Below are 21,244 nucleotides of genomic sequence, written 5' to 3'. Positions count from 1 at the left end.
GACTGGGAAGCCTACGCCGCGTTCACCAAGGTGTTCTTCCGCTACAGCACGCTGGTCAATCTCGTCGCGCGCTACACCTCGGCCAATCAGATCGGCCTGGTCGGTTTTGGCAGGTGCGACGGCCTTCAAGGATGCTCGAACGACAAGGAAGTGCGTTTCGAGGCCTCGGTGGCCCATCTGGTTGCCAAGAACACCGCGATCGGCTTCGAGTACCAGCAGCATGGCGACAACCTCGACGGTCGCAGCATCAACGTTGGCGGCTTGAATCTGACCGGGCTGACGGAACTGCTCGATGGCTTGAGCGTTGACGGACTGTCGAACGCGCTGCAACAGGAGGAAGAGAGCGACTGGTGGGACATCTTCTTCGCCTACGCGCCGAACAAGAAGATCTCGTTCGTCATCGCCTACCTGATGCTCGGCAACATCTCGGTGTCGCCGGACAACAACGGCTTCTACTTCTCGACGCACCTGACGTTCTAAGGCGCGCGATCAACAGGAGAGTGACATGAAACGAATCAAGTCCCTTGCCGCCGCCGCGATGCTGACCGGCGCGGCGCTGATGCCGGCCCACGCGACCGAGCAGAAGACCAATCCCATCATGGGCATCGACGCGGCGTCGCTGGCCAAGTTCGGCGGTGCGCAGGGTGTGCGCAACTGGGTCGAGAGCCTGTTCTACTACATCATGCTCGACAACCGGATCAACTGGATCTTCAAGGAATTCGGCAACGTCGAACGCCAGATCGTGCTCAACACGCAGCTCGAGCAGATGGTGCTCGGCGGCGCCGTGGAGTACCAGGGCGCCAGCATGGCTGCAGCGCACGCCGATCTCGGCATCACGATGGCCCAGTTCAACGCCGTCGTCGAAGCCGCCTACAACGCCTGCGAACGCAACAACATCAGCTACTACGCCTGCAACCAGCTGATCAACGCGCTCGCACCGTTCACCGACGACATCGTCACGCGATAAGCGGCAAAAAGCTGTACGCGGGCTGAAGGGCGGTCCTGTACGGCGTCGTACCGGACCGCTTTTTGCCTGTCGATTAATACCGAATCATCCGCCATCGGAGAGCACATTGAAAAAGAGCACCCAACGGGCCCTCGTGCTGTGCCTGGGTCTGAGCGCCCTTGCGTCGCAGGCGCACGCTGAGGAATGCCCACCCATCATCTGCAAGACCTTCATCACCCGCGAGGCCTTTCTCGCCGAAGCCTTCGGCAACACGCTGCCGCCGGTGCAGTCGCTGGTTTTCGACGAGGCCAAGCAGGCGAAGCTCGCCCCGATCTACGGACGGCGCTTCCCGCAGGCGCGACTGCGCTACTGGCGGGGTGAGGACGGCCGCACCGCCTGGATCTTCGACGACATCGGCAAGGAGGGCTACCAGCCCACGACCTCGGGTTTCGTCGTCAAGGACGGCGCCATCGAGATGGCGCGAGTGCTGTTCTACAAGGAATCGCGCGGCGAGCAGGTCGGCGAGCTGTCGTTCCTGCATCAGCTGCTCGGCGCCCGCGCCAGCGGCGAGGGCCTGGACCGCAGCGTCGACAACATCTCGGGCGCGACCTACTCGGTGAAGCTGATGCAGCGCATGGCGCGCACTGCACTGATGTTCGACGAACTCGCGGCCTCGCCGTGAGTGGCGGCCGCAATGGAGGATCGTAGCCATGACACGCGTTCATACCGGCCCGACGGAGCGGCCGTCGATGCCTGAGGCCGCACCGCGCCGGGGAGTGGCCTCGCGTTTCTGGCGTGGCGGCACGCAGACGCGCGTGCACCATGCCGCGCGCCCCAAGCCCAACCTGCTGGCGACCCTGCGCGAATGGCACAAGCGCCTGGGCCTGTTCGCCTTCTTCTTCATGGGCTGGCTCGGTTTCAGCGGCTTCCTGATCAACCAGAGCGCCGGCTGGGGTTACGACACGGTGCGCATCGACTGGGGCTGGGTCATGGCGCTGTACGGTCTGCACCCGGAGCCGCCGCGCACCGGCTTCAACGCCGGCGACCACTGGCTGGCCGTCACCAGCGACTACACGCTGCTCGACGCGCAACCGTTGAACGAGCGCATCGAGGAACCCATCGGCTTCGTTGCCGGCGGCGGACTCGACCGGCCGCTGCTGTTCGTCGCCACCAGCAGCAGCGTCATCATGCTCACGCCGGACGGTGGACTCTACGACGAGCTGCGCTCGCCGATCCTGCCGGTGTCAAACGTGCGCCGCATCGGCCAGACCGAGGACGGCGCGATCGCAGTCCAGGATCTCGATGCCTACCAGAGCGGCGACAGCGGCGACAGCTGGCAGCCGATCGACCCCCTCAAGGTGACTTGGTCGACCACCGAAGCGATCCCCGATCCCGAGCGCGAGCTGCTGATGCCGTACTCGCGGCCGAGCGTCTCGCTGGAGCACGTCCTCGTCGACGCGCACAGCGGCCGCCTGTTCGGCAACTTCGGCGCCTGGGTGATCAACTTCGTGGGCTTCGCCGCGATCGGGCTGTCGATCAGCGGCATCTGGATGTGGTGGCGCATCCGCAGCAACCGGCGCAAGGTGTCGCGGTGAGCGGTCGCGGCGCATCGCCCGTGCTCGTCGCGACGGCATTGCTGGCCGCGGGGCTGCTCGTGCCGACGATGGCCTGCGCGGCCGCCGGTGCATCAGTCGATGCGCCGGTGCTGCGTCGCGCCGTGCTCGCCGTCGTCTGCTTGCTCGGCGGCTTCTCGCTGTGCCTGCGCGGCTGGGACCGGTTCGCGCAGCGGCGGCGCTGGCACGGCGTCGGCCTCGTCGCCGGCGGCGGACTGCTGGGCATCGCTGCGCTGTCGCTGCTGGGTCTGAGCGAGCACCCGCAGACCTGGAACTGGTGGATCTGAGCAGCGCCCCGCGCTTCGCGCTGGCGCTGCTGTTTCTCGCGCCGCTGGCAACGGCGGCACCCTGCGCCGGACAGGCCGGCGCGGCGTGCGCGGATGCGCCGCGAGCGCGCATCGTCGAGCAACGGCGGCTCGACGACGAGCATCTGCGCGACGTGCTGCGGCCGGGCGTCACGCTCTACGAAGACCTGCGCCTGCACCGGCGGTTCGCGTTCCAGCCCGGCGACGTGCTGCTGGTGCGCAGCGACGAGCTGGTGTCCGCGGCGATCAGCCAGATCGCGACGACGCCGGCGTTCTTCTCGCACATCGCCATCGTCGGTCTCGATCCGCAGTGGCAGACGCTCGAGGTCGTCGAGGCCGGCGTCGACGAGGGTCTGCGCGCCACGGCGCTCGACGACTGGCTCGACCGCGGCGTCGTGCGCTTTGCCGTCTACCGGCACGAGGACGCGGCGATCGCCGAGCGTGCGGCGATCGCGGCCTATCGCGACCTGATGACGCGCCGCGATGCGGCGCTCGACTACGACCTGCGTTTCGATCTCGAGGACGCCGCGCAGCTCTACTGCAGCGAGGTCGTCACGCGCGCATTCGCAGCCGCGGCGCCGGGCGCACCGCGCGTGCCGGCGCAGCTTTCCGATGTCGGTGGTCTGGTCGACACCTTCCCGCTGGCGGCACTCGGTGTCAGCGGCACGCAGGTCTTCGTGCCGGACGACCTGGAAACCGATCCGCGTTTCGTGCGCGTGCTCGAGCGGCGTGCGCCGCAGGCGCTGGCGCGCAGTGCGGCGCTCGATGCCGCGCTCCGGGCGGTGTTCGAGACCCTGCGCGGACCGGGCCGTGCCGACCTGCTCGCCGAACTCGACGCCGGTTCACCGTCGCCGGCGGGCATCCTGCCGGCGCTGCTGCACGGCAGCTTCTCGACGTGGCGACGCCTGCCGGAACCGGCGCGCTCACGCCTGGCCGTGCTTGCCCGCAGGGTCGACGAGGACGCACGTCAGCGGCTGGCTTCAATGCCGTGAGCTAGGCGCCTGGGCGGCAGAAACGCGCGCGGCTGCGACTTTGCCATTTCGGCCATCTTCCGCGCGGCATCTCGGCCAATAGTCCCTGCTATTGGCCTCGAATCAACGCGAAACCTGTCTCGAAATGGCTTTGCCTCGCCTGCGCGGTTCCTATCGCCCAAGCTCTTGGGCGCAACACAGACGGATCAGGCGAATGGGTCGCTTGCGCCCGGATCGCGGAAACGAACAAGCCCCGCCGGCCACGAAGGGACGCGACGGGGAAGGGGAGAGCTCGTGTACCTGCAGTCGCCGTCCGTTACGGCGCCTGCACGATGATCGTTCCGCTCATACGCTCGCCGTGTATCGCGCAGATGTACGGATACTCGCCGGGCGTGTCGAAGCTGCGGCTCCAGTTGGCGCCGTGACGCAGGCGCGGACTCTTGCCGCCTTGCCGCAACTGGATGATGTGATTGGAGCCGTCGTTGTTGATCCAGGTGACGGTGGTGCCGGGCTCCACCGTCAGCGTCACCGGCTCGAAGCGCATGAAGTCGACGATCTGCACGACGGCGCCTTCCGGCACGCCTTCGGCCGGAGCCGCCGTCTCGCTTGCCGCACTGCCGCCTGCCGCTGCGAGCAGGCCCAGGCCAAGCAGACTGCTGCGCACCGTCCGGATCGTCGTCCTCACCCTCATCTGTCCGCCACTCCTCGATCGTCTGCGATCGCATCGAGGCCTGCGCGTGACGCAGGCAAAAAAAAACCACCATCACCCGGGCAGGGCGTGGTGGACGTCTTCATCCGTGCAGACCGTCTTTGGTCCGCGCGCGGCATGGGCCGCAGCGCAGAAGGAGCAATCATCGTGCCAGCCGGATCGGGGCGGTTTCGTGCCCGATGAGCCGCCTTCGTGCCGTCTTCGCAGGCATCTCCGACCCACGCTGGTGCGCACGACCGCCCAAACGGGTGCGACAGCGGCCTGCGACGCGCGCACGTCGTCCGTTCGCGACCGTCGGTCGCTGGCACGATGGTTGCGATTTCGCACTGCAGGAGCCAAAGACGGTTCCGCCGGATGACGACGTCCACATGGCAGCGATCCTGCCTGTGGACTTTTTTGTCGGCGGAGCGAGCGGAGAGAGCGGAGCGTGAACATCCAGAGCCTGCTGCAGTGTGCGAGCGTCGCCGTCCTCGGCGCGTTCGGATCCGTGCACGCACAGCTCGCGCCCGAGGTCGTCGATCTGTATCGCGAGATCGAGGCGCTGCCGGCCGCCGGCGAAACCTTCGAGCTGCTGATCGGCGAGCACGCCGAAGATCTGTTGCTGCGTCGCGTGCGCGTGCAGATCGATGACGACGCGCCGCTGGAATACGAGTACAGCGCCGCCGAGACCGCGGCGCTCGACAACGGCGGACGTCATCGCCTGCTGCGGATGCCGCTGCCCGCAGGCGCACATCGCCTGCGGGTGGCGCTGATCTCCCGGCATGTCGATGCCCTGCCGCAGACGCCGCGCGTCGATGCCACGGTCGAGTACCCCTTCGACAAGGGCGACGGTCCGCTGACGATGGATGTCAGTCTCGTCGACCGCGGCTGGCTGCGCGGCGTGAAGCCGGAGGTGAAAACCTCCGCGCAGCCCACTGCCGTGCAGCGCAACCAGCTCGCGCAGTTTGCCGCCGACGCACAGCGCGGCTGGCTCGCCGCACTCGAAGGTCCGCAGCCGTCGCTACCGGCACCACCGTCGCCGGCGGTGACGCGCTACAACGAAGCGGTGTCGATGATGCGCAGTGGCGCGCAGGACGCCGGCATGGCCTTGCTGGCGACGCTGGGCACGCAGGACGCAACCGACCCCGGCACGCGCCGCGTGCGCGATCTCGCCAACCTCACGCTCGGCTACCAGCATCTGCGCCAGCGCCGGGGCGAGGCCGCGGCCGAGGCGCTGCGCCGCGTGCGCAGTCCCGGGCCCTACGGCAACGCGGCGCTGCTCGGACTCGGCTGGAGCTACCTGCTGCCGAAAGCCGGGGCCAGCGACGCCGACGCCGACGCGCCAGGCGGCTGGTGGCCACAGGACGAGTCGGACTCCGCCGACCTGCGCCGCCGCATGCCGTTCCGCTACAACTGGTCGGTCGCTGCCGGCGAACGCGCCGACGATCTGCACGACGCGCTGGTGGCCTGGAACGAGCTGGTCGGTCGCGACCCGCTCGATCCGATCGTCCAGGAAGGCATGCTCGTCGTGCCGTACGCGTTGCAGCACCTCGGTGCCCACGAGCAGGCCCAGGCGCGCTACCTGCGCGCGGTCGAGCAACTGCAGTCGGCGCGGGTGCAGATCGACGCCGCGCTCGAACAGCTTCGCGACGGCCGCTTCCTCGCAATGGTCGATGCCGAGACCGGCGACGGCTGGCGCCGCTGGCTCGCCGACCTGCCATACGACGACGGCACCGCGTACACGCGCATCCTCGTGGAGCGGGTCGAGGTGCTCGATGCGCTCGAGGCCCGACGCCCGCTGCGCGACCAGCAGAGGCTGCTGTCGACGATGCAGCGGATGCTCGATGCGCAGGCCGCCACGCCGCGCGTCGACGCCCTGCGCCAGCGGGTCGAGGCGATGCAGCGCGAGACCGCGCAGCAGCTCGCGGCCGCCGACGCCGCCCTGATCGCGGCTGCGGAGTCCGCCCTGCTCGCCCGTCGCGACGGCACCGGCGCCTATCTGTCCGAGGCGCGCTTCGCCATCGCGCGCCTGCACGACCCCTCGCAGCGCGCCATCGACCGTGGCGTGCAGCGCGTCGCCAGCGGAGCCGGTCCGTGACGCGGCGTCCGCTGCTGCTGCTTGCGCTGCCGCTCGCCGCCTGCCAGGCGACCGGGCTGAAGAACCCGATCACGCGCGAGACGCCGCCGTCGACGGTCGGACAAGTCACCGAGCACCACGACTACAGCGGCATCTGGGGGCTCAACAAGCTGATCGCGCCGACGACGAGCACGTTGCGCGTCGCGCCTTCCGACACCGTCGTCGCCGACACGCGCGTGGCGATCGAACAGTACGAGGCGCTCATCGCCGACGCCACCGACCCGCGACTGCGCGCCGAGGCGTTGCAGCGCGCGGCCGACCTGCGCCTGCAACGCGCCGATGCCGGCGAGGGCGAGCCGGACGACGTCGCCATCGCGACCGCGCACTACCGGCGCCTGCTCGACGAGCATCCGGCACACCCCAACCGCGACCGGGCGCTGTACCAGCTCGCGCGTGCGCAGCAGCTCTCGGGCAACGAGGCCGAGGCCAGCACGCTGCTGCGCCGCCTGGGCAGCGAACATCCGGATTCGGCGCGCAGCATCGAGGCCCGCTTCCGGGCGGCCGAGCTGCTGTACCAGGCGCGCGACTACGCGGCGGCCGAACGCGAGTACCGCGCGGTTCTCGCCGCGGCACCGGCGCCGGACGATGCGGCGCACCGCTACGCCGAGCCGGCGCAGTACAAGCTGGCGTGGGCTTTGTACCAGCAGCAGCAGTACGGGCCGGCGCTGCAGCCGCTGCTGGCGATCCTCGATCGCGAACTGCCGCGCGGCGAACCCGTCGATCCGCAGGCGGCCGTCGCCGCGGTGCCGCTCGAGAAGGCCGACATGGTCAGCGAGAGCCTGCGTCTGGCCGGGCTGAGCTTCGCGGCGCTCGGCGGCGGCATCGCCGTCGGCGAGCAACTCGACGAGCCGGACGCGCCCCGGCGCCTCGACGTGCTGCTGCATGCGGCACTCGCCGACCACCTTCTCGAACGGCAACGCTACAGCGACGCGGCCGATGCCTGGGCGGCCTTCATCGCGCGCCAGCCGCAGCATGAACAGGCGCCCCGGTTCCAGGCGCGGATCATCGACGCCTACGCCGAGGCCGGCTTCGACAGCCAGCTGATCGCGGCCAAGCAGGCCTATGTCGACCGTTACGCTGCCGACGCCGGGTACTGGAGCGGACGCGAGCCGGACACCGCGGTCGTCGCCGCCGTGCGCGGTCATCTCGGCGATCTCGCACGCCATCACCACGCCCTCGCCCAGGCGCAGACCGGCGCGGCGGCACAGGCCGCCTATGCCGCGGCCGCGCAGGGGTACCGGCGACTGCTGGACCTTTACCCGGACGACCCGCAGCGGCCGGCCACGCGCATGCTCTACGCCGAGGCGCTGCTCGACGGCGGCGAGACCGAGGTGGCGGCGCGCGAGTTCGAAGTCGCCGCCTATGACGACGGCAACGCCGACGCCGCGCACGCAGCGGTGCTGGCTTGGCGCCGGCTCGGCACCGATGCGAGCGGCGAGCAGCGCCTGCAGGTCCTGCGCGCGCAGGCGGAATCCGGGCTGAAGCTCGCCGAGCGTTTCCCCGAACATCCGCAGCGCACGCCGGTGCTCGCCGCCAGCGCTGCCGACCTGCTCGAACTGGGCGAGGCCGACCGCGCCATCGAGGCCGCACGGTCGGTGCTCGACGCACAACCGGCGACGGCGCAGCGCGTCGTTGCGCTGTCCGTGCTCGCCGATGCGCACTACGGCGCGCAGCGCTACGCCGAGGCGGAATCCGCCTACACCCAGCTGCTGGCCGCGTTCACCGCGGCGACCTCGCTGGATCAGCGCGGTGCGGCCGTCGAACGGCTGGCCGCGTCCATCTACCACCAGGCCGAGGCGCTGCGCGAGTCCGGCGATCATGTCGCCGCCGCCCGCGGCTTCCTGCGCATCGGCACCGCGGCGCCGTCGGCGAGCATCCGCGCCACGGCCGACTACGACGCCGCGGCGTCGCTGATCGCCGCCGAGGACTGGCCGACCGCGGCACGCACGCTGGAAGGTTTCCGCATGCGCTTCGCCGACCACGAGCTGATTCCGGAGGTCGACCGCAAGCTCGCCGTGGCCTACGACGAGCAGGGGCAGCTGGCCGCCGCCGCCGCCGCGTACACGCGCATCGCCGCCGATACGCGCCAGCCGCAGGACGATCGGCGGGAAGCAGCCTGGCGTGCCGCGCAGCGCTACGAGACGGCGGGCCTCGTCGATCAGACGCGCATGGCCTACGAGCGCTACCTGCAGGCGCACCCGCAACCGCCGGAGCCGGCCCTGCTCGCGCGACAGCGCCTGGCCGCCATCGCCGTCGACCGCAACGACGCGGACGGTGCGCGCCGGTGGCTGCAGCAGATCATCGGTGTCGCCCGCAACGGCACCCCGCCGCAGCGCGCGGCCGCCGCCGAAGCGCAGTTGCAGCTCGGCCGCATGGCCGCCGGGGACGCTGCCCGCATCGCGCTGAGCCTGCCGGTCGAGCGCAGCCTGCCACGCCGGGTCGAGGCCACGCGCGCGGCGCTCGACGCGCTGGGTGCCGCGGCCGACTACGGCTTCGCCGAGACCACGACTGCCGCGACCTACGAGATCGCCGCCCTGTACCGCGATCTCGGTGCCGCCTTGTTGCGTGCACCGCGGCCGCGCGGACTGGATGCACTCGAGGCCGAGCAGTACACCCTGCTGCTCGAGGAGCAGGCCTACCCCTTCGAGGAAAGCGCGATCGAAGCCTTCGAGGCCAACCTCGCGCGACTCGACCAGGGCGTCTGGAACGAGTGGGTGCAGCGCAGCGCCGCGGCACTGACCGAGATGGTGCCGGCGCGCTACGGCAAACACGAACGTCGGGATCTTCGCTATGACACACCGGGTTGAAACCCCGCTGGCGGTGCTGCTGCTGGTCGGCATCGTCGCGGGATGCAGCACGACGCCGCAGCGCACGTTGCCGGTCTCGCGCACCGCGGCCGCCGCTCCGGCGGTGGCACCCGCGGCCGACGACGCCGATGCGCGCTTCAAGGCCGCGCTGGAACTGATGAAGACGCAGCAGTTCGCGGAAGCGGAGGCGGCGTTCAGCGCGCTCGCCCGCGACTTCCCGGCCCTGTCCGGTGCCCTCACCAACCTCGGCATCCTGCATGCGCAGGCGCGCGACCGCGACGCGGCGCTGCAGAGTTTCTCGCGGGCGGTCGAGGCCAATCCCGACAATGCGGTCGCGCTGAACTGGCTCGGTGTGCTCTACCGCGAAAGCGGCGACCATGCGCGTGCCGAGCAGGCCTACCGGCGCGCGCTCGCGGCCCAGCCGCAGTACGCGCCGGCGCAGCTCAACCTCGGCATCCTCTACGACCTTTACCTGCAGCGTCCGCACGATGCGGTCGCGGCGTACCGCAGCTACCGCGAGGCCGGCGGCGGGGACCTCATCGTCGAGGCCTGGATCCGCGAGATCGAAGGGCGGCACGGCACGCGCACGGCGCTCAGCGGAGCCGCGCCGTGATGCGGCGCGGCCTCGTGTCCGGCCTGCTGCTGCTCCTGCCGGCGATCGCCGCGGCCGAGGAGCCGGAGGCGGTCGGCACGACGATCGTCGGCGAACGCGAGGCGGCGGTCGGCCTGTATCTGGCGCCATGGCAGGACGAGCAGGCTTCCGATCTCGACCGTCCGCCGGGGCTCTACGACGTGCCGCTGCAGGCACTCGACGCGCGCGGCTTCGGCCTGCAGGCCGACTACGACGAGGCGATCCGCAACTACCGGCGCGAGCGTCTGTACCGCAGCCGCTGAAGCCTGCACTGGAACAAGCGGCGCGCTGCCGGTAGGCTCGCGCCACCGTTCCCCGACATCCGCTTCCGCGTGTCCGTGATCCCGAGGCCGCTGCGCATCCTGTTGCTGCCCGCCGTGCTGCTGCTGCCGACCCTGGCACCGGCGCAGGACGACCTGTTCAGCGAGGCGCTGGTCATCCATCACCAGGTCGAGGCGCTGCAGCGCCAGAACCGGTCGACCCTGGGCGTCTATGTCGGCGCCGCCGTCAACGACCTGATCCTGCGTCGCGTCGAAGTGCAGATCGACGATCTGCCGGTGCGCAAGTACGAGTACGGCAGTTTCGAGGCGGAAGCGCTGCGCCGCGGCGGCCTGCACCGGCTGCTGGTCGCCGATGTCGAGCCGGGTGCCCACCGCCTGCGCGCCCGCTTCTTCGTGCGCCGCATCGGTGCCACGCCGGACACGCCGCGCTTCGTGCTGACGCTGACCGAGACGTTCAACAAGAGCAACGTGCCGATGTCGCTGGAGTTCGCGGTGCAGTCCGGTGGCCGCGGGCCGGCGACGCTGCGCGTGCTGCGCAGCGACGGCCGCAGCGACGCCCTGCGCCAGCGCGTGGCGCGCTATGCCGAGGACGCACGGGTGAACTGGGTCGCCGCAGCCGAGGGCCCGCCGGTCTCCGCGATTCCCGATCCGGCGCCGCCGAGCCAGAACGTCGGCCTGTTCAACGCCTCGCTGATCCTGTTCCGCAACGGTCGTCGCGAGCAGGCGCTGGACATGCTCGAACGCATCGGCACCGGCGACGACGACACGCCCGACGAGCAACTGGTCCGCGATCTGGCCAACCTCACGCTCGGCTACCAGATGCTGCGCGAGCGCAACGGTGCGGCGGCGAAGGATGCCTTCGGCCGCGTGCGCAGTCCGGGCCCGTATGCGAACCCGGCACTGCTCGGACTGGGCTGGGCGGCACTGCTGCCGTCCGGCGCGCGCGCGCGCGGCGGACGCGGCGCCGACCGGCTGGCCGACATGGCGCCGGACCAGGCCGACGAGCTGCGGCGGCGCGACCCGCTGCGCTACAACTGGTCGCAGGGCGTCGACATCAGCGATCGCAGCCTGCGCGCGGCGCTGACCGCGTGGAACGAGCTGGCCCTGCGCAACCCCTTCGACCCGGTGGTGCAGGAGGGCATGCTCGTCGTCGCCTATGCCCTGCAGCGCCTGGACGCGCATGCGCAGGCCCAGCAGCAGTACGAAACGACCATCGCGCGCCTGGAACGGGTGCGCACGCGGCTCGACGAGCTGCTGCTCGAACTCGGCGACGGCCGGTTGTTCGAGCGTATCGACGCCGACCCCGGACATGGCTGGCGGCGCTGGCTCGCCGACTTCGATGCCGATGCCCAAAACGGTTACATGCCGCTGCTGACGACGGACACGGACTTCGTCGATGCCATCGAAGCGCGGCGCCCGCTGCTGTTCCAGGTACGCCTGCTCGCGCAGCATGCCGAGGCACTCGCGGCGATGCCGCAGGACGATGCCCGCGTGCGCGCGCTGCAACAGCGGATCGCCGAGCTGCAGCAGCGCAGTGCCGGGCCGCTGGCCCAGGCGACGGCCCGCGCCGGCGCGGCGGCGCTGGCCGTGCTGCAGCGCATCGCGGTCAGCACCGACGCCTATCTGGTCGATGCGCGTTTCGCGCTGGCGCGCATCTACGACCCGCCGCCGGCCGGTGGCAACGGAGCGATGCCATGAGGCGAAATCGAGCCTGCGCGTTCGGCGCCCCGGCACTGGTCTGGGGACTGCTGGCGATGCCGGCGGCGGCGCAGGACGAGCAGCCCGCGGTGACGCCCGAAGTCGACGGCACGACGATCGTCGGCGACCGCGATACCGCCGTCGGCCTGTTCGTCGCGCCGTGGCAGGAGCCGTCGGCATCGGCCCTGGACCGCACGCCCGGTCCCTACGACGTGCCGATGCAGCCGGTCGACATCGAGCGATTCCGCCGGTTGGCGGACTACGACCGCGTCAGCCGCGACTACGCGCGCGAACGCTGGCTCGAGGGTCGCTGAGCCGCCGCGAAGCGGACGGCCGCTGCAGGGGATCAGGCGCTGCGCGCACGCACGCTGGCGCGCCGCACCGGCGAGGCACGCCGCGCCGGCTTGCGCGTCTGCACGAAGTCGCCGATGTAGCGGTGCAGGATCTCGGTGGCCTCGGCGCGACCGTTGCCGGCGTGCTCGCGCATGTTCGACACATACCAGTCATGGCTGCCGAGAAAGCGATCGATGTCGCTGGGCGTCAGGCGCTTGAGGTCGCCGTGCATGCCCACGCCCATGCGCTCGATCATCGAGGCGTTGAGGCGCTGCTCGAAGGCATCCTCCGGCATCGCCAGCAGCGGCTTGCCGAAATGAATGGCCTCGCCGATGAGCTGGTTGCCGGCGGTCGACAGCACCGCGTGGCAGCCGGCGAGATCGCGCACGAAGCCGTCGACGCTCGGCGCGCGGAAGTCGAGGTTGTCGTCGACGCCCCGCAACCGGGTGCCGTAGACCACGACCTTGCAGTCGAGCAGGCGCAGCGCACGGTCGACATGCGGCAGGTACTGGTGCTCGCCCTTGTTGAAGTAGGCGAGCAGGTAGTCGCCGTTCGACGCCCTGGCGTTCAGCACCTCGTCGCGCAGCATCGGGCCGACGATGCGCACCTGCGGGTACGCCGGCTCGGCCGGATAGAAGCTCGAGATCAGGATGCGCTCGGGCACGCCCATCAACGTGCGATAGCCCCAGGCGTCGCGCATGCCCAGCGCCCACAGGTCCGGCGGGAAGTGCGGCTTGCAGTAGGCGATGATGCCGACGTGATCGAAGCTGATGCGCGGGATGCCGAGCTTCTGCGACACCCGGTGGGTCCAGGCCTCGGAGTCGGAGATCACCAGCTGGATGCCGCGTTCGCGGAACTCGCGTTCGATCGCGGCGGTGCCCTCGCCGCCGAACAGCAGGTCGCGCATCGGTCCGAAGTTGCGCACCAGCGTGTGTCGCAGCGAGTGGCGGCCGGCGGTGTTGTACTGGTAGCCGATGGTCGGGATGCGTACCGTCGGGAACCGCGGCGCCAGCACATCAAAGGCGTCGCCGCCGGCGAACACCGTGACCTCGTGCTGCGCCATCAGCGACGGCAGCACCGACATCGTGCGCATCGCGTGGCCGCGCCCGTAGCCCATCACACCGTAGGCGATGCGCATCTGACGGCCCCCCGGATCAGTCGTCGCCCGTTCATGGGCCGCACCCTATGAACGGCAGATGCCGGTGACATGACGGTACGGCGAAGCTTTTGTTGCAGTCGCCGGCCCGGAGGTGCGCGACCGCCGCCCCGGTCGGCCAAAACCGAGTACGAACCCCGCGGCGCTTGCGGTTAAGCTGCCGGCATGCGAATCGAGATGACGGGAAGACGAAGGTCTTGCCTGATGGCCCTTGCGCTGCTCTGTGCGGTGCCGCCGGCCATGGCACTGCAGCCGGGCGACGCGCCGCCGGCGCTGAGCGCGCCGCGGCTCGACGGCAGCGAGCTGGCACTGGCGACGCGTCGTGGCCAGGTCGTCTACGTCGATTTCTGGGCGTCGTGGTGCGCGCCCTGCCTGCAGGCGATGCCGGCGCTCGACGCGCTGCAGGACCGCTACGGCGCCGAGGGTTTCACGGTGATCGGCGTGAACGTCGATACCGAGCGCGCCGCGGCCGTGAAGATGCTGGAACGGGTCGCCGTGGATTTCGACATCGTGCTCGACCCGCAGGGGGTCTGGCCGCAGGCCTTCGCGCTGCCCGCGATGCCGAGCGGCTATCTGCTGGACCGCGAGGGTGTCGTGCGCTTCGTCAAGACGGGATACCGGACCAAGGATCTGCCGCTGATCGAGGCGGCGGTGCAGCGCGAGCTGAAGCGGCAACCAGGGGGATGAGGATGAAGCGGACAATACTCGGTGCCATGACGGTGCCGCTCGCGCTGGTCTGCAGCGCCTGCGTGACGATCGAGCCGGTGCAGCCGTGGCAACGCGGCGATCTTGCACGGGCGGAGATGGCCTTCGAGCCGGATCCGGTGCAGGCCGCGTACCGGCGCCACGTCGAGTTCAGCAAGGAGGCCGCCAGCGGCGGCGCCACCCTGAGCGGCGGCGGCTGCGGCTGCAACTGAGCCACGGACGCTTGCGGGGCGGCGGTGGGGATGCGGTGAGGCAAGGGTCCGATCCAGTGGGGAGACGATGAAGAACGACGAACGCAGGACGCGGCCGGCGGCAGCCGGACCGTCGCTGTCGGCGCTGACGGCCGCGGCGCTGGCGCTGCCGGGGCTCGCACAGGCGCAGGTCGAGACCGATCTGCTGTATTCGCGCTACGAGGAGGCCGACCTGCCTGGCAGCCGCGAGGCGAACGGCCAGGACAGCGAACGCTACGAGATCGACACCTACCTGTTCCGCCTGGCGGCACCGCTGGGCGATCAGGCCTTCGTCGCCAACGTGACCTACGAGACGCTCAGCGGCGCGTCGCCGTGGTACGTGCAGCCGCGTCAGCCCGGCGTCGACGACACGCCGGTGCAGGTCATGAGCGGTGCCAGCATCCGCGAACAGCGCACCGACGTGCAGCTGTCCTGGGCCCTGCCGCTGGCGGGCATCGACTGGGGCGTGACGCTCGGCTACTCGACGGAAGACGACTACCGGGCCACCAGCGGCGGCATCGAGTTCGAGTACACGCCGCAGGGTGTGGCGCACACGATCAGCGGCGGCATCGGCTATTCCTACGACAAGATCGAGCCCGAGCGCGGCGCCAGCAGTCCGGACGTGATCGCCGAGGCGGACAAGGACAGCCTCAGCGCGTTCGCCGGCGTGTCCTGGGTGCTCAATGCAAAGACGGTGCTGCAGACCGCGATCAGTTACGGCCTGCACGACGGCTTCCTGAGTGACCCGTACAAGCGGGCGTACGTCGCCGACGGCCCGACGCTGGTCGCCGACAGCCGGCCCGGCGAGCGCGAGCAGTTCACCGTCAGCGCGCGCCTGCGCCGCTATCTCTCCGGCATCGGTGCGGCCCTGCACGCCGACTACCGCTTCTACCGCGACGACTGGGACATCGAGGCGCACACGCTGGAACTGGCCTGGCACCAGATGCTGGCCGAGAGCTGGCGCCTGACCCCGTCGCTGCGCTGGTACAGCCAGTCGCAGGCGTCGTTTTACGCGCCGTACTACCAGAGCCTGCGCAGCGATGGCCTGGCGTCGAGCGACTACCGGCTGTCGCCGTACGGCGCGGTCGCGGTGCGCGTCGATCTGCGCAAGGCGCTGCCGGGCGACTGGGAGATCGGCGGTGGCGCGGAGTGGTACGAGGCCGACGGCAGCTACGCGATCGACACGGTCGAGGTCGAGAACCCGGGGCTGGTCGAGTTCCTGATCCTCAACCTGCGGCTCGGCAAGCGGTTCTGAGGGAGCGGTGCCGCCGCTGCGCGTCCACCGTTTCACCGCGCTCGGCGGGCCGTGCGCGCTGCACGTCCAGGCCGACGGCGACGAAGCCGTGCGCGCCGGCGAGGCCGAGGTGCTGCGCATCGAAACCAAGTATTCGCGGTATCGCGACGACAGCATCGTCTCCCGCATCAATACCGCCGCCGGCACCGAGGCGGTCGAGGTCGACGACGAGACCGCCGCGCTGCTCGACTACGCCGCGACCGCCTACGAACAGAGCGGCGGCCTGTTCGACATCACGTCCGGTGTCCTGAGGCGGGCCTGGGACTTCAAGGCGCAGCGCGTGCCGGCGCAGGCCGAGATCGACGCGCTGCTGCCGCTGATCGGCTGGCATCGGGTGACGTGGTCGCGGCCGTACCTGCGTTTGCCGCAGGCCGGGATGCAGATCGACTTCGGCGGTTTCGGCAAGGAGTACGCGGCCGACCGTGTCGCCGCCGTGCTCGCGGCCCACGGCGTCCGCCACGGTCTGGTCGACCTGTCCGGCGACATCCACGTGGTCGGACCGCATGCCGACGGTTCGCCGTGGCAGATCGGCGTGCAGCATCCGCGTGCCGGAGGGGCGATCGCGACGGTGCCGCTGGTGCGCGGGGCGATCGCCTCGAGCGGCGACTACGAGCGGGGTTTCGTGCGCGACGGCCGCCGCTACAGCCACATTCTCGATCCGCGCAGCGGCTGGCCCGTGGACGGCCTCGCCGCCGTCAGCGTCCTGGCGGACCAGTGTCTGATCGCCGGCACCGCCGCCACCTGCGCAATGCTGCTCGGTGCCGAACGAGGCCCGGCATGGCTCGCGGCGCTGGGGCTGCCTTACCTGATCGTCGACGCGCAGCTACGGCTGGGCGGCAGTATCGCCAGGTCCTGAGCGGCTCAGGCCGCGACCTCCTCGCGCGTGATGAGAACCGCCGGCAGCAGCTGCGTGGCGTTCACGTCGCTGCGTGCGGCGGCCTGCAACAGCAGGCGCGAATGGCGACCGTCGGCAGGAAAGTTACCGGTGCCGACATGGGCCTGCGCCTGCACCACCTGATCGCCCACCTGCAGCGGCAGGTTGCAGGCGGCCATCAACTGATCGCGCAGTGCACGCGGGATGTCGGCCTGATGCAGGCGCGGGCGCAGCAGCGTGAACTCGGTCTTGCTGTAGCGCGCGAGCAGATCGGTCGACCGCGTCAACGGCTGCAGCCGCTCGGCGATCACGCGCATGGCCTCGTGCACGGACTCGTCGTCCTGCAGGGCGGGAAAACGCAGCCTGCCGTAGAACAGGTCGAACTGACCGTCGCTGCGGCTGCAGTTCTGGATCAGGCCGACGATCTCCTGCTGGAACGACGCGCGGTTGCGCATCATCGTGCGCTCGTCGTAGAGCGCGAGCATGCGCGCGCGCTCGTCCAGCGCACGCTGGCGCAGGGCCTCCGCGGCCCGTGCCTGGGCACGGATGTCGTAGGCCGCCAGCGCCATGACCATCAGCGCCAGCGCCGCCGCGAAGCCGGCCAGCGGCCAGACCACCCACAGGCCGGTCAGGCTGCCGAGCGCGCCGCTGCTGCCGCCGACCGGAAACCGGGCGGCTGCCATGCCGGTGTAGTGCATGGCGACGACCGCGAGGCCGATGGCCAGTGCGGCGCCGAAGCGTGCCAGAAGCTGATGCCGGCGAGCGATGCCTCGCAGCCTGAACAGGACCCAGAGTGTTGCGCCCGATGCCGCGACGGCAACGGCGACCGACGCGACCACTAGACCCGCGTGCCAGTCGATCCCCGGCCGCATCTCCATCGCGAACATGCCGACGTAGTGCATCGCGCAGATGCCGGCACCCACCAGCACGGTGCCGACGACGGCCGCCCGCCTGTCCATGCGCTCGCGGCTCGACGTCCACAGCGCGAAACCGGCGGCGGCGATGGCGGCGAGCAGCGAGACCACGGTCTTCGCCGGATCGAAGCCCAGCGCGATCGGCAGGGTGAAGGACTGCATGCCGATGAAGTGCATGCCCCAGATGCCGATCCCCATCGCCAGTGCACCGAGCGCCAGCCACAGCTTTTCGCGGGCACGGTTCTGGCTGATGCGATGCACGAGGTCGATCGCGGTGTATGCGGCGAGCACCGCAACGAGATAGGACAGCAGCACCAGGGCCGGATCGAACTGGCCGACGAGATAGGCGGGGGTCATGGATCAGCGCTCCCGGCGCGAGACGAAAAAGGACGGCGATACCTTGCCTGCCCGGCACCGCGCTGCGGGCACCACTGCTCCGCCGATGCGTGGCGGTCGTCGGCTGCGGCGCAGGCCGGTGCCGCCTGTCGGCGTGGCGCGACCGCTCAGGGTTCGAGCAGGTGAGCGCCCGGCCCGTGCTCGGCGAGTTCGTCCCAGGGATTTCGCAGACGGCAGGCCTTGATCGACAGGCAGCCGCAGCCGATGCAGCCGTCGAGCTGGTCGCGCAGGCGCTGCAGCTGGCCGATGCGCGCATCGAGTTCGTCGCGCCAGATCCGCGACAGCCGCGCCCAGTCGGCTGCGGTGGGCGAACGCCCGTCGGGGAGCGAGTCCAGCGCCGCCTTGATCGACGCCAGCGGCACGCCGACACGCTGTGCGACCTTGATCACGGCCACGCGGCGCAGCACTTCGCGCGGATAGCGGCGCTGGTTGCCGCGGTTGCGGTGGCTGCGGATCAGCCCGCGCGTTTCGTAGAAGTGCAGCGCGGAGACGGCCACGCCGCTGCGGCGCGCCACCTCGCCGACGGTCAATTCCTTTCCCCAATCCTCGGGATCGATTCTTTTCATCGCCACACCCGTTGACCTCAACTTAAGTTGAGGTTCTACAGTCGCGGCCGTCCATTCGCAAATCCGACCCGGAGGTCTCATGGCCGCTGCACTCCAGGCGCCTGTCGCTGCTCTCCCGCCGAGCGTGAATCTCGACGCCTACGTTGCGCGCATCGGCTACACCGGCGCCCATGTGCCGACGCTCGCGACGCTGTGTGCGCTGGCCGAACGCCAGCCCGCACGGATTCCCTTCGAGGCGATCGACGTGCGGCTCGGTCGCGGCGTCGATCTCGACCCCGCGGCGGTCGATGCCAAGCTCCTGCACGCCGGTCGCGGCGGCTACTGCTTCGAACAGAACGGCCTGCTGCGGCGCGTGCTCCTGGCCCTGGGCTTCGAGGTCACGGGTCTGGCCGCCCGCGTGCGCTGGCTGCTGGCGGACGATGCACCGCCGACGCCGCGCACGCACATGGTTCTGAAGGTGATCGTCGACGGCGAGGCCTGGCTGGTCGACGCCGGCTTCGGCAGCTGCACACCGACGACGCCGCTGAACCTGCGCTCGCGCGCGGCGCAGCGCAGTGCGCACGAAGCCTATCGCTTCGTCGACGGCTCGCACGGCACGCTGTTGCAGGCGCGCATCGACGAACACTGGGTGCCGGTCTACGAGTTCACCGAAGAGCCGCAGCTCGACGCCGACTACGCGCTGTACAACTGGCACACTTCGACGCATCCGCAATCGCATTTCCGTCACCAGCTGATCGTCGCGCGCGTCACTTCCGAAGCGCGCTACGCCTTGCGCGACGCGACGCTTTCGGTGCGGCGTAGCGGCGGCGAGCTGTCCCGCCATCGCCTCGACGCCGACGGGATCGAGCAGGCCCTGGCCGAGGTCTTCGGGCTGAGGGTCGAACCGTCCTGGCGCGCGATGATCGAGCGCACCGCCACAGGAGAACGGCAATGAACGCCCGCAAGACGCTGCGGCTGGCACTGATCTACGGCAGCACCCGCGCCGGCCGCTTCTGCGACACGATCGCGGACTGGACGCGCGGCGAGATCGCGCGCCACGGCGGCTTCGCCGTCGACGTGATCGACCCCGCGCGCACCGCCGAAGACGATGTCGCGGCGTCGCTGGCCGCGGCCGATGCCTTCGTCGTGCTGGTGCCCGAATACAACCACGGCTATCCGGCGCCGCTGAAGGCCCTGATCGACACGCACTACGACGAATGGCAAGCCAAGCCGGTGGCCTTCGTGTCGTATGGCGGCATCTCCGGCGGTATCCGCGCCGTCGAGCAGTTGCGGCAGGTGTTCGCCGAACTGCACGCGGTCGGCGTGCGCGATGCGGTCAGCTTCGCCAACGCCGCCGAACAGTTCGACGAGCATGGCTGCCTGCGCAATCCGGCCCGTGCGCGGCGCAGTGCGGCGACGATGCTGGCGCGCCTGCACTGGTGGGCGGCGGTCCTGCGCGAGGCACGGCGCGCGCGACCGTACGCGGAGGCGCTCGCATGAACATGCGGTGGCGCACGCCGACCCTGCTGAGTGCCAGTGCCCTGACGATCATGGCGGCGGCGACGCTGTCGCCGGCCTTGCCGGCCATCGAGTCGCACTTCGCCGGCACCCCGCAGTCGGCCCTGCTGACCCGACTCGTCGTCACGTTCCCGGCGCTGTGGATCGCGCTGTGCGCACCGCTCGCCGGCATGATCGCCGACCGGTTCGGCCGGCGGCCGCTGCTGCTCGTCTCGGTGCTGCTCTACGGCGTCGCCGGCATGTCCGGTCTGATGCTGGATTCCCTGCACGCGATCCTCGCCGGGCGCGCGCTGCTCGGCGTTGCCGTCGCCGGCATCATGACGGCGGTGACAGCACTGGCCGGCGACTACTACGTCGGCGCGGCACGCGAACGCTTCATGGGGCTGCAGGCGGCGTTCACCGGCTTCGGCGGCCTGCTGTTCCTCGCTGCCGGCGGCGTGCTTGCCGAATGGCACTGGCGCGCGCCGTTCGCGGTGTACGCACTGGCATTCCTGCTGTGGCCGGCCGTGCTCTGGCAGCTCGCGGAGCCGGATCGTCCGGCATCGACGCCGTCGCCCGGCACACCGCCGGGCGCGGTGCCGTCGCGCGTGCCGCCCGGCACCTGGAGCGCCCTGAGCCTGCTGCTGGCCGCGGCCGTGCTCAATAGCGCGGCGTTCTACCTGGTCCCGACGCAACTGCCCTTCCATCTGCCGAGTCTGGGGATCGATGCCCCCAGTCGCACCGGGCTTGCGATCGGCACGATGACCCTGGTCTCGGCACTCGCCGGGCTCGCCTACACGCGCCTGCGCCCGCGCCTGGGCATGACCGGCAGCTTCACCTTCGGCTTCGGTCTGATGGCGGCGGGATTCGTGCTGCTGTCGCGCGCGCCGGACTTCGCCGCGCTGACCGGGGCACTGGCGACGCTCGGCTTCGGTCTGGGTACGGTGATGCCGAACCTGATGGGCACGGCCATGCACCTGGCGCCACCGGCGCTGCGCGGTCGCGTGGCCGGCATGCTGACGACAGCCATCTTTCTCGGCCACTTCCTGTCGCCGCTGCTCAGCCAGCCGATGATCGCCGGGATCGGCTTCGATGCGACCTTCAGCGCGGTGGGCGGACTGCTCGGAGTCATGGCGCTGACGGCGCTGGCGCTTACAATCGCCGGCCGCCGGCGTGTGCAGCCGGTTGCGGAACCTTTGCGCTGACCACGGTCGAAATCCGCT

The 21,244-nt window shown here is 70.4% G+C and carries 23 protein-coding genes; 19 read left to right on the top strand and 4 right to left on the bottom strand.

Features of this window, described 5'->3' with window-relative positions; translation table 11 throughout:
* The 6 genes from C8D93_RS18215 to C8D93_RS18195 all read left to right on the top strand — a co-directional run.
* Positions 1–480: DUF3034 family protein (locus C8D93_RS18215; RefSeq protein WP_146216656.1), on the top strand; the 480-nt coding region annotated here is incomplete at its 5' end.
* Positions 481–505: 25 nt separating this feature from the next.
* Positions 506–967: a group I truncated hemoglobin gene (locus tag C8D93_RS18210; protein ID WP_110266669.1), complete on the top strand. Its 462-nt coding sequence runs from the start codon at positions 506–508 to the stop codon at positions 965–967.
* A 106-nt stretch (positions 968–1,073) separates the two neighbouring features.
* Positions 1,074–1,628 (top strand): FMN-binding protein, encoded by a 555-nt coding sequence (locus C8D93_RS18205; RefSeq protein WP_245903987.1) that lies wholly within the window; start codon positions 1,074–1,076, stop codon positions 1,626–1,628.
* Between the two features lie 28 nt (positions 1,629–1,656).
* Positions 1,657–2,541 (top strand): PepSY-associated TM helix domain-containing protein, encoded by an 885-nt coding sequence (locus C8D93_RS18200; RefSeq protein WP_245903985.1) that lies wholly within the window; start codon positions 1,657–1,659, stop codon positions 2,539–2,541.
* Positions 2,538–2,846, top strand: coding sequence for a hypothetical protein (locus C8D93_RS20780; protein WP_170124100.1), 309 nt, complete (start codon positions 2,538–2,540; stop codon positions 2,844–2,846). Before C8D93_RS18200 ends, C8D93_RS20780 begins: the two co-directional genes overlap by 4 nt.
* Entirely contained in the window at positions 2,837–3,856 is a 1,020-nt protein-coding gene (locus C8D93_RS18195; RefSeq protein WP_170124099.1) for a YiiX/YebB-like N1pC/P60 family cysteine hydrolase, read from the top strand. Before C8D93_RS20780 ends, C8D93_RS18195 begins: the two co-directional genes overlap by 10 nt.
* Positions 3,857–4,151: 295 nt before the next feature.
* On the opposite strand, the gene C8D93_RS18190 is transcribed toward C8D93_RS18195, so the two are convergent.
* Positions 4,152–4,526, bottom strand: coding sequence for a cupredoxin domain-containing protein (locus C8D93_RS18190; protein ID WP_110266665.1), 375 nt, complete (start codon positions 4,524–4,526; stop codon positions 4,152–4,154).
* Between the two features lie 445 nt (positions 4,527–4,971).
* Here C8D93_RS18190 and C8D93_RS20495 point away from each other — a divergent pair, with 445 nt between their 5' ends.
* From C8D93_RS20495 to C8D93_RS18165, 6 genes are all read left to right on the top strand, one after another.
* Positions 4,972–6,621, top strand: coding sequence for a hypothetical protein (locus tag C8D93_RS20495; RefSeq protein WP_146216655.1), 1,650 nt, complete (start codon positions 4,972–4,974; stop codon positions 6,619–6,621).
* The gene (locus C8D93_RS18185) at positions 6,618–9,467 is read left to right on the top strand and encodes a tetratricopeptide repeat protein (RefSeq protein ID WP_146216654.1); all 2,850 of its coding nucleotides are present in this window, start codon (positions 6,618–6,620) and stop codon (positions 9,465–9,467) included. The genes C8D93_RS20495 and C8D93_RS18185 overlap by 4 nt, the downstream gene beginning before the upstream one ends.
* Positions 9,451–10,080: a tetratricopeptide repeat protein gene (locus C8D93_RS18180; RefSeq protein ID WP_110266663.1), complete on the top strand. Its 630-nt coding sequence runs from the start codon at positions 9,451–9,453 to the stop codon at positions 10,078–10,080. The genes C8D93_RS18185 and C8D93_RS18180 overlap by 17 nt, the downstream gene beginning before the upstream one ends.
* Positions 10,077–10,361 (top strand): hypothetical protein, encoded by a 285-nt coding sequence (locus tag C8D93_RS18175; RefSeq protein ID WP_146216653.1) that lies wholly within the window; start codon positions 10,077–10,079, stop codon positions 10,359–10,361. Before C8D93_RS18180 ends, C8D93_RS18175 begins: the two co-directional genes overlap by 4 nt.
* A 69-nt stretch (positions 10,362–10,430) precedes the next feature.
* Positions 10,431–12,077: a hypothetical protein gene (locus C8D93_RS18170; RefSeq protein WP_110266661.1), complete on the top strand. Its 1,647-nt coding sequence runs from the start codon at positions 10,431–10,433 to the stop codon at positions 12,075–12,077.
* On the top strand, positions 12,074–12,391 hold the full coding sequence (locus C8D93_RS18165) for a hypothetical protein (RefSeq protein WP_146216652.1): 318 nt from the start codon (positions 12,074–12,076) through the stop codon (positions 12,389–12,391). The genes C8D93_RS18170 and C8D93_RS18165 overlap by 4 nt, the downstream gene beginning before the upstream one ends.
* A 32-nt stretch (positions 12,392–12,423) precedes the next feature.
* On the opposite strand, the gene C8D93_RS18160 is transcribed toward C8D93_RS18165, so the two are convergent.
* A complete protein-coding gene (locus C8D93_RS18160; protein WP_110266659.1) occupies positions 12,424–13,548 on the bottom strand; it encodes a glycosyltransferase family protein in 1,125 nt (374 codons plus the stop codon).
* A gap of 222 nt (positions 13,549–13,770) precedes the next feature.
* Between C8D93_RS18160 and C8D93_RS18155 the strand changes: the two genes are divergently transcribed.
* The 4 genes from C8D93_RS18155 to C8D93_RS18140 all read left to right on the top strand — a co-directional run bounded on the left by C8D93_RS18155 (position 13,771) and on the right by C8D93_RS18140 (position 16,651).
* Positions 13,771–14,253, top strand: a complete 483-nt coding sequence (locus C8D93_RS18155) for a TlpA family protein disulfide reductase (RefSeq protein WP_170124098.1) — start codon at positions 13,771–13,773, stop codon at positions 14,251–14,253.
* A 26-nt stretch (positions 14,254–14,279) separates the two neighbouring features.
* The gene (locus C8D93_RS18150; protein WP_110266657.1) at positions 14,280–14,483 is read left to right on the top strand and encodes a DUF4266 domain-containing protein; all 204 of its coding nucleotides are present in this window, start codon (positions 14,280–14,282) and stop codon (positions 14,481–14,483) included.
* 67 nt (positions 14,484–14,550) lie between these two features.
* Entirely contained in the window at positions 14,551–15,756 is a 1,206-nt protein-coding gene (locus C8D93_RS18145; RefSeq protein WP_110266656.1) for a DUF3570 domain-containing protein, read from the top strand.
* Positions 15,757–15,763: 7 nt separating this feature from the next.
* Entirely contained in the window at positions 15,764–16,651 is an 888-nt protein-coding gene (locus C8D93_RS18140; RefSeq protein ID WP_110266655.1) for an FAD:protein FMN transferase, read from the top strand.
* Positions 16,652–16,656: 5 nt separating this feature from the next.
* Here the strand turns inward: C8D93_RS18140 and C8D93_RS18135 are convergent, their stop codons facing one another.
* Both C8D93_RS18135 and soxR read right to left on the bottom strand, forming a co-directional pair.
* Complete coding sequence (locus C8D93_RS18135) at positions 16,657–17,940, bottom strand: MHYT domain-containing protein (protein WP_110266654.1); 1,284 nt, start codon at positions 17,938–17,940, stop codon at positions 16,657–16,659.
* 146 nt (positions 17,941–18,086) lie between these two features.
* Positions 18,087–18,545: a redox-sensitive transcriptional activator SoxR gene (soxR, locus tag C8D93_RS18130; protein ID WP_110266653.1), complete on the bottom strand. Its 459-nt coding sequence runs from the start codon at positions 18,543–18,545 to the stop codon at positions 18,087–18,089.
* A 79-nt stretch (positions 18,546–18,624) separates the two neighbouring features.
* Here soxR and C8D93_RS18125 point away from each other — a divergent pair, with 79 nt between their 5' ends.
* Genes C8D93_RS18125 through C8D93_RS18115 form a run of 3 tightly spaced genes read left to right on the top strand, consistent with a single transcriptional unit; the run spans position 18,625 to position 21,226 of the window.
* Positions 18,625–19,479 (top strand): arylamine N-acetyltransferase family protein, encoded by an 855-nt coding sequence (locus tag C8D93_RS18125; protein WP_110266652.1) that lies wholly within the window; start codon positions 18,625–18,627, stop codon positions 19,477–19,479.
* A complete protein-coding gene (locus C8D93_RS18120) occupies positions 19,476–20,024 on the top strand; it encodes an NADPH-dependent FMN reductase (protein WP_110266651.1) in 549 nt (182 codons plus the stop codon). Before C8D93_RS18125 ends, C8D93_RS18120 begins: the two co-directional genes overlap by 4 nt.
* Positions 20,021–21,226, top strand: a complete 1,206-nt coding sequence (locus C8D93_RS18115; protein ID WP_110266650.1) for an MFS transporter — start codon at positions 20,021–20,023, stop codon at positions 21,224–21,226. Before C8D93_RS18120 ends, C8D93_RS18115 begins: the two co-directional genes overlap by 4 nt.
* Positions 21,227–21,244 lie beyond the last annotated feature (18 nt).

Origin of the sequence: Sinimarinibacterium flocculans, from assembly GCF_003201205.1 — a bacterium.
Classification (GTDB): domain Bacteria; phylum Pseudomonadota; class Gammaproteobacteria; order Nevskiales; family Nevskiaceae; genus Solimonas; species Solimonas flocculans.
Note: the sequence above shows the minus strand (reverse complement) of the source record. Positions and strands in the feature narration are given on the sequence as shown.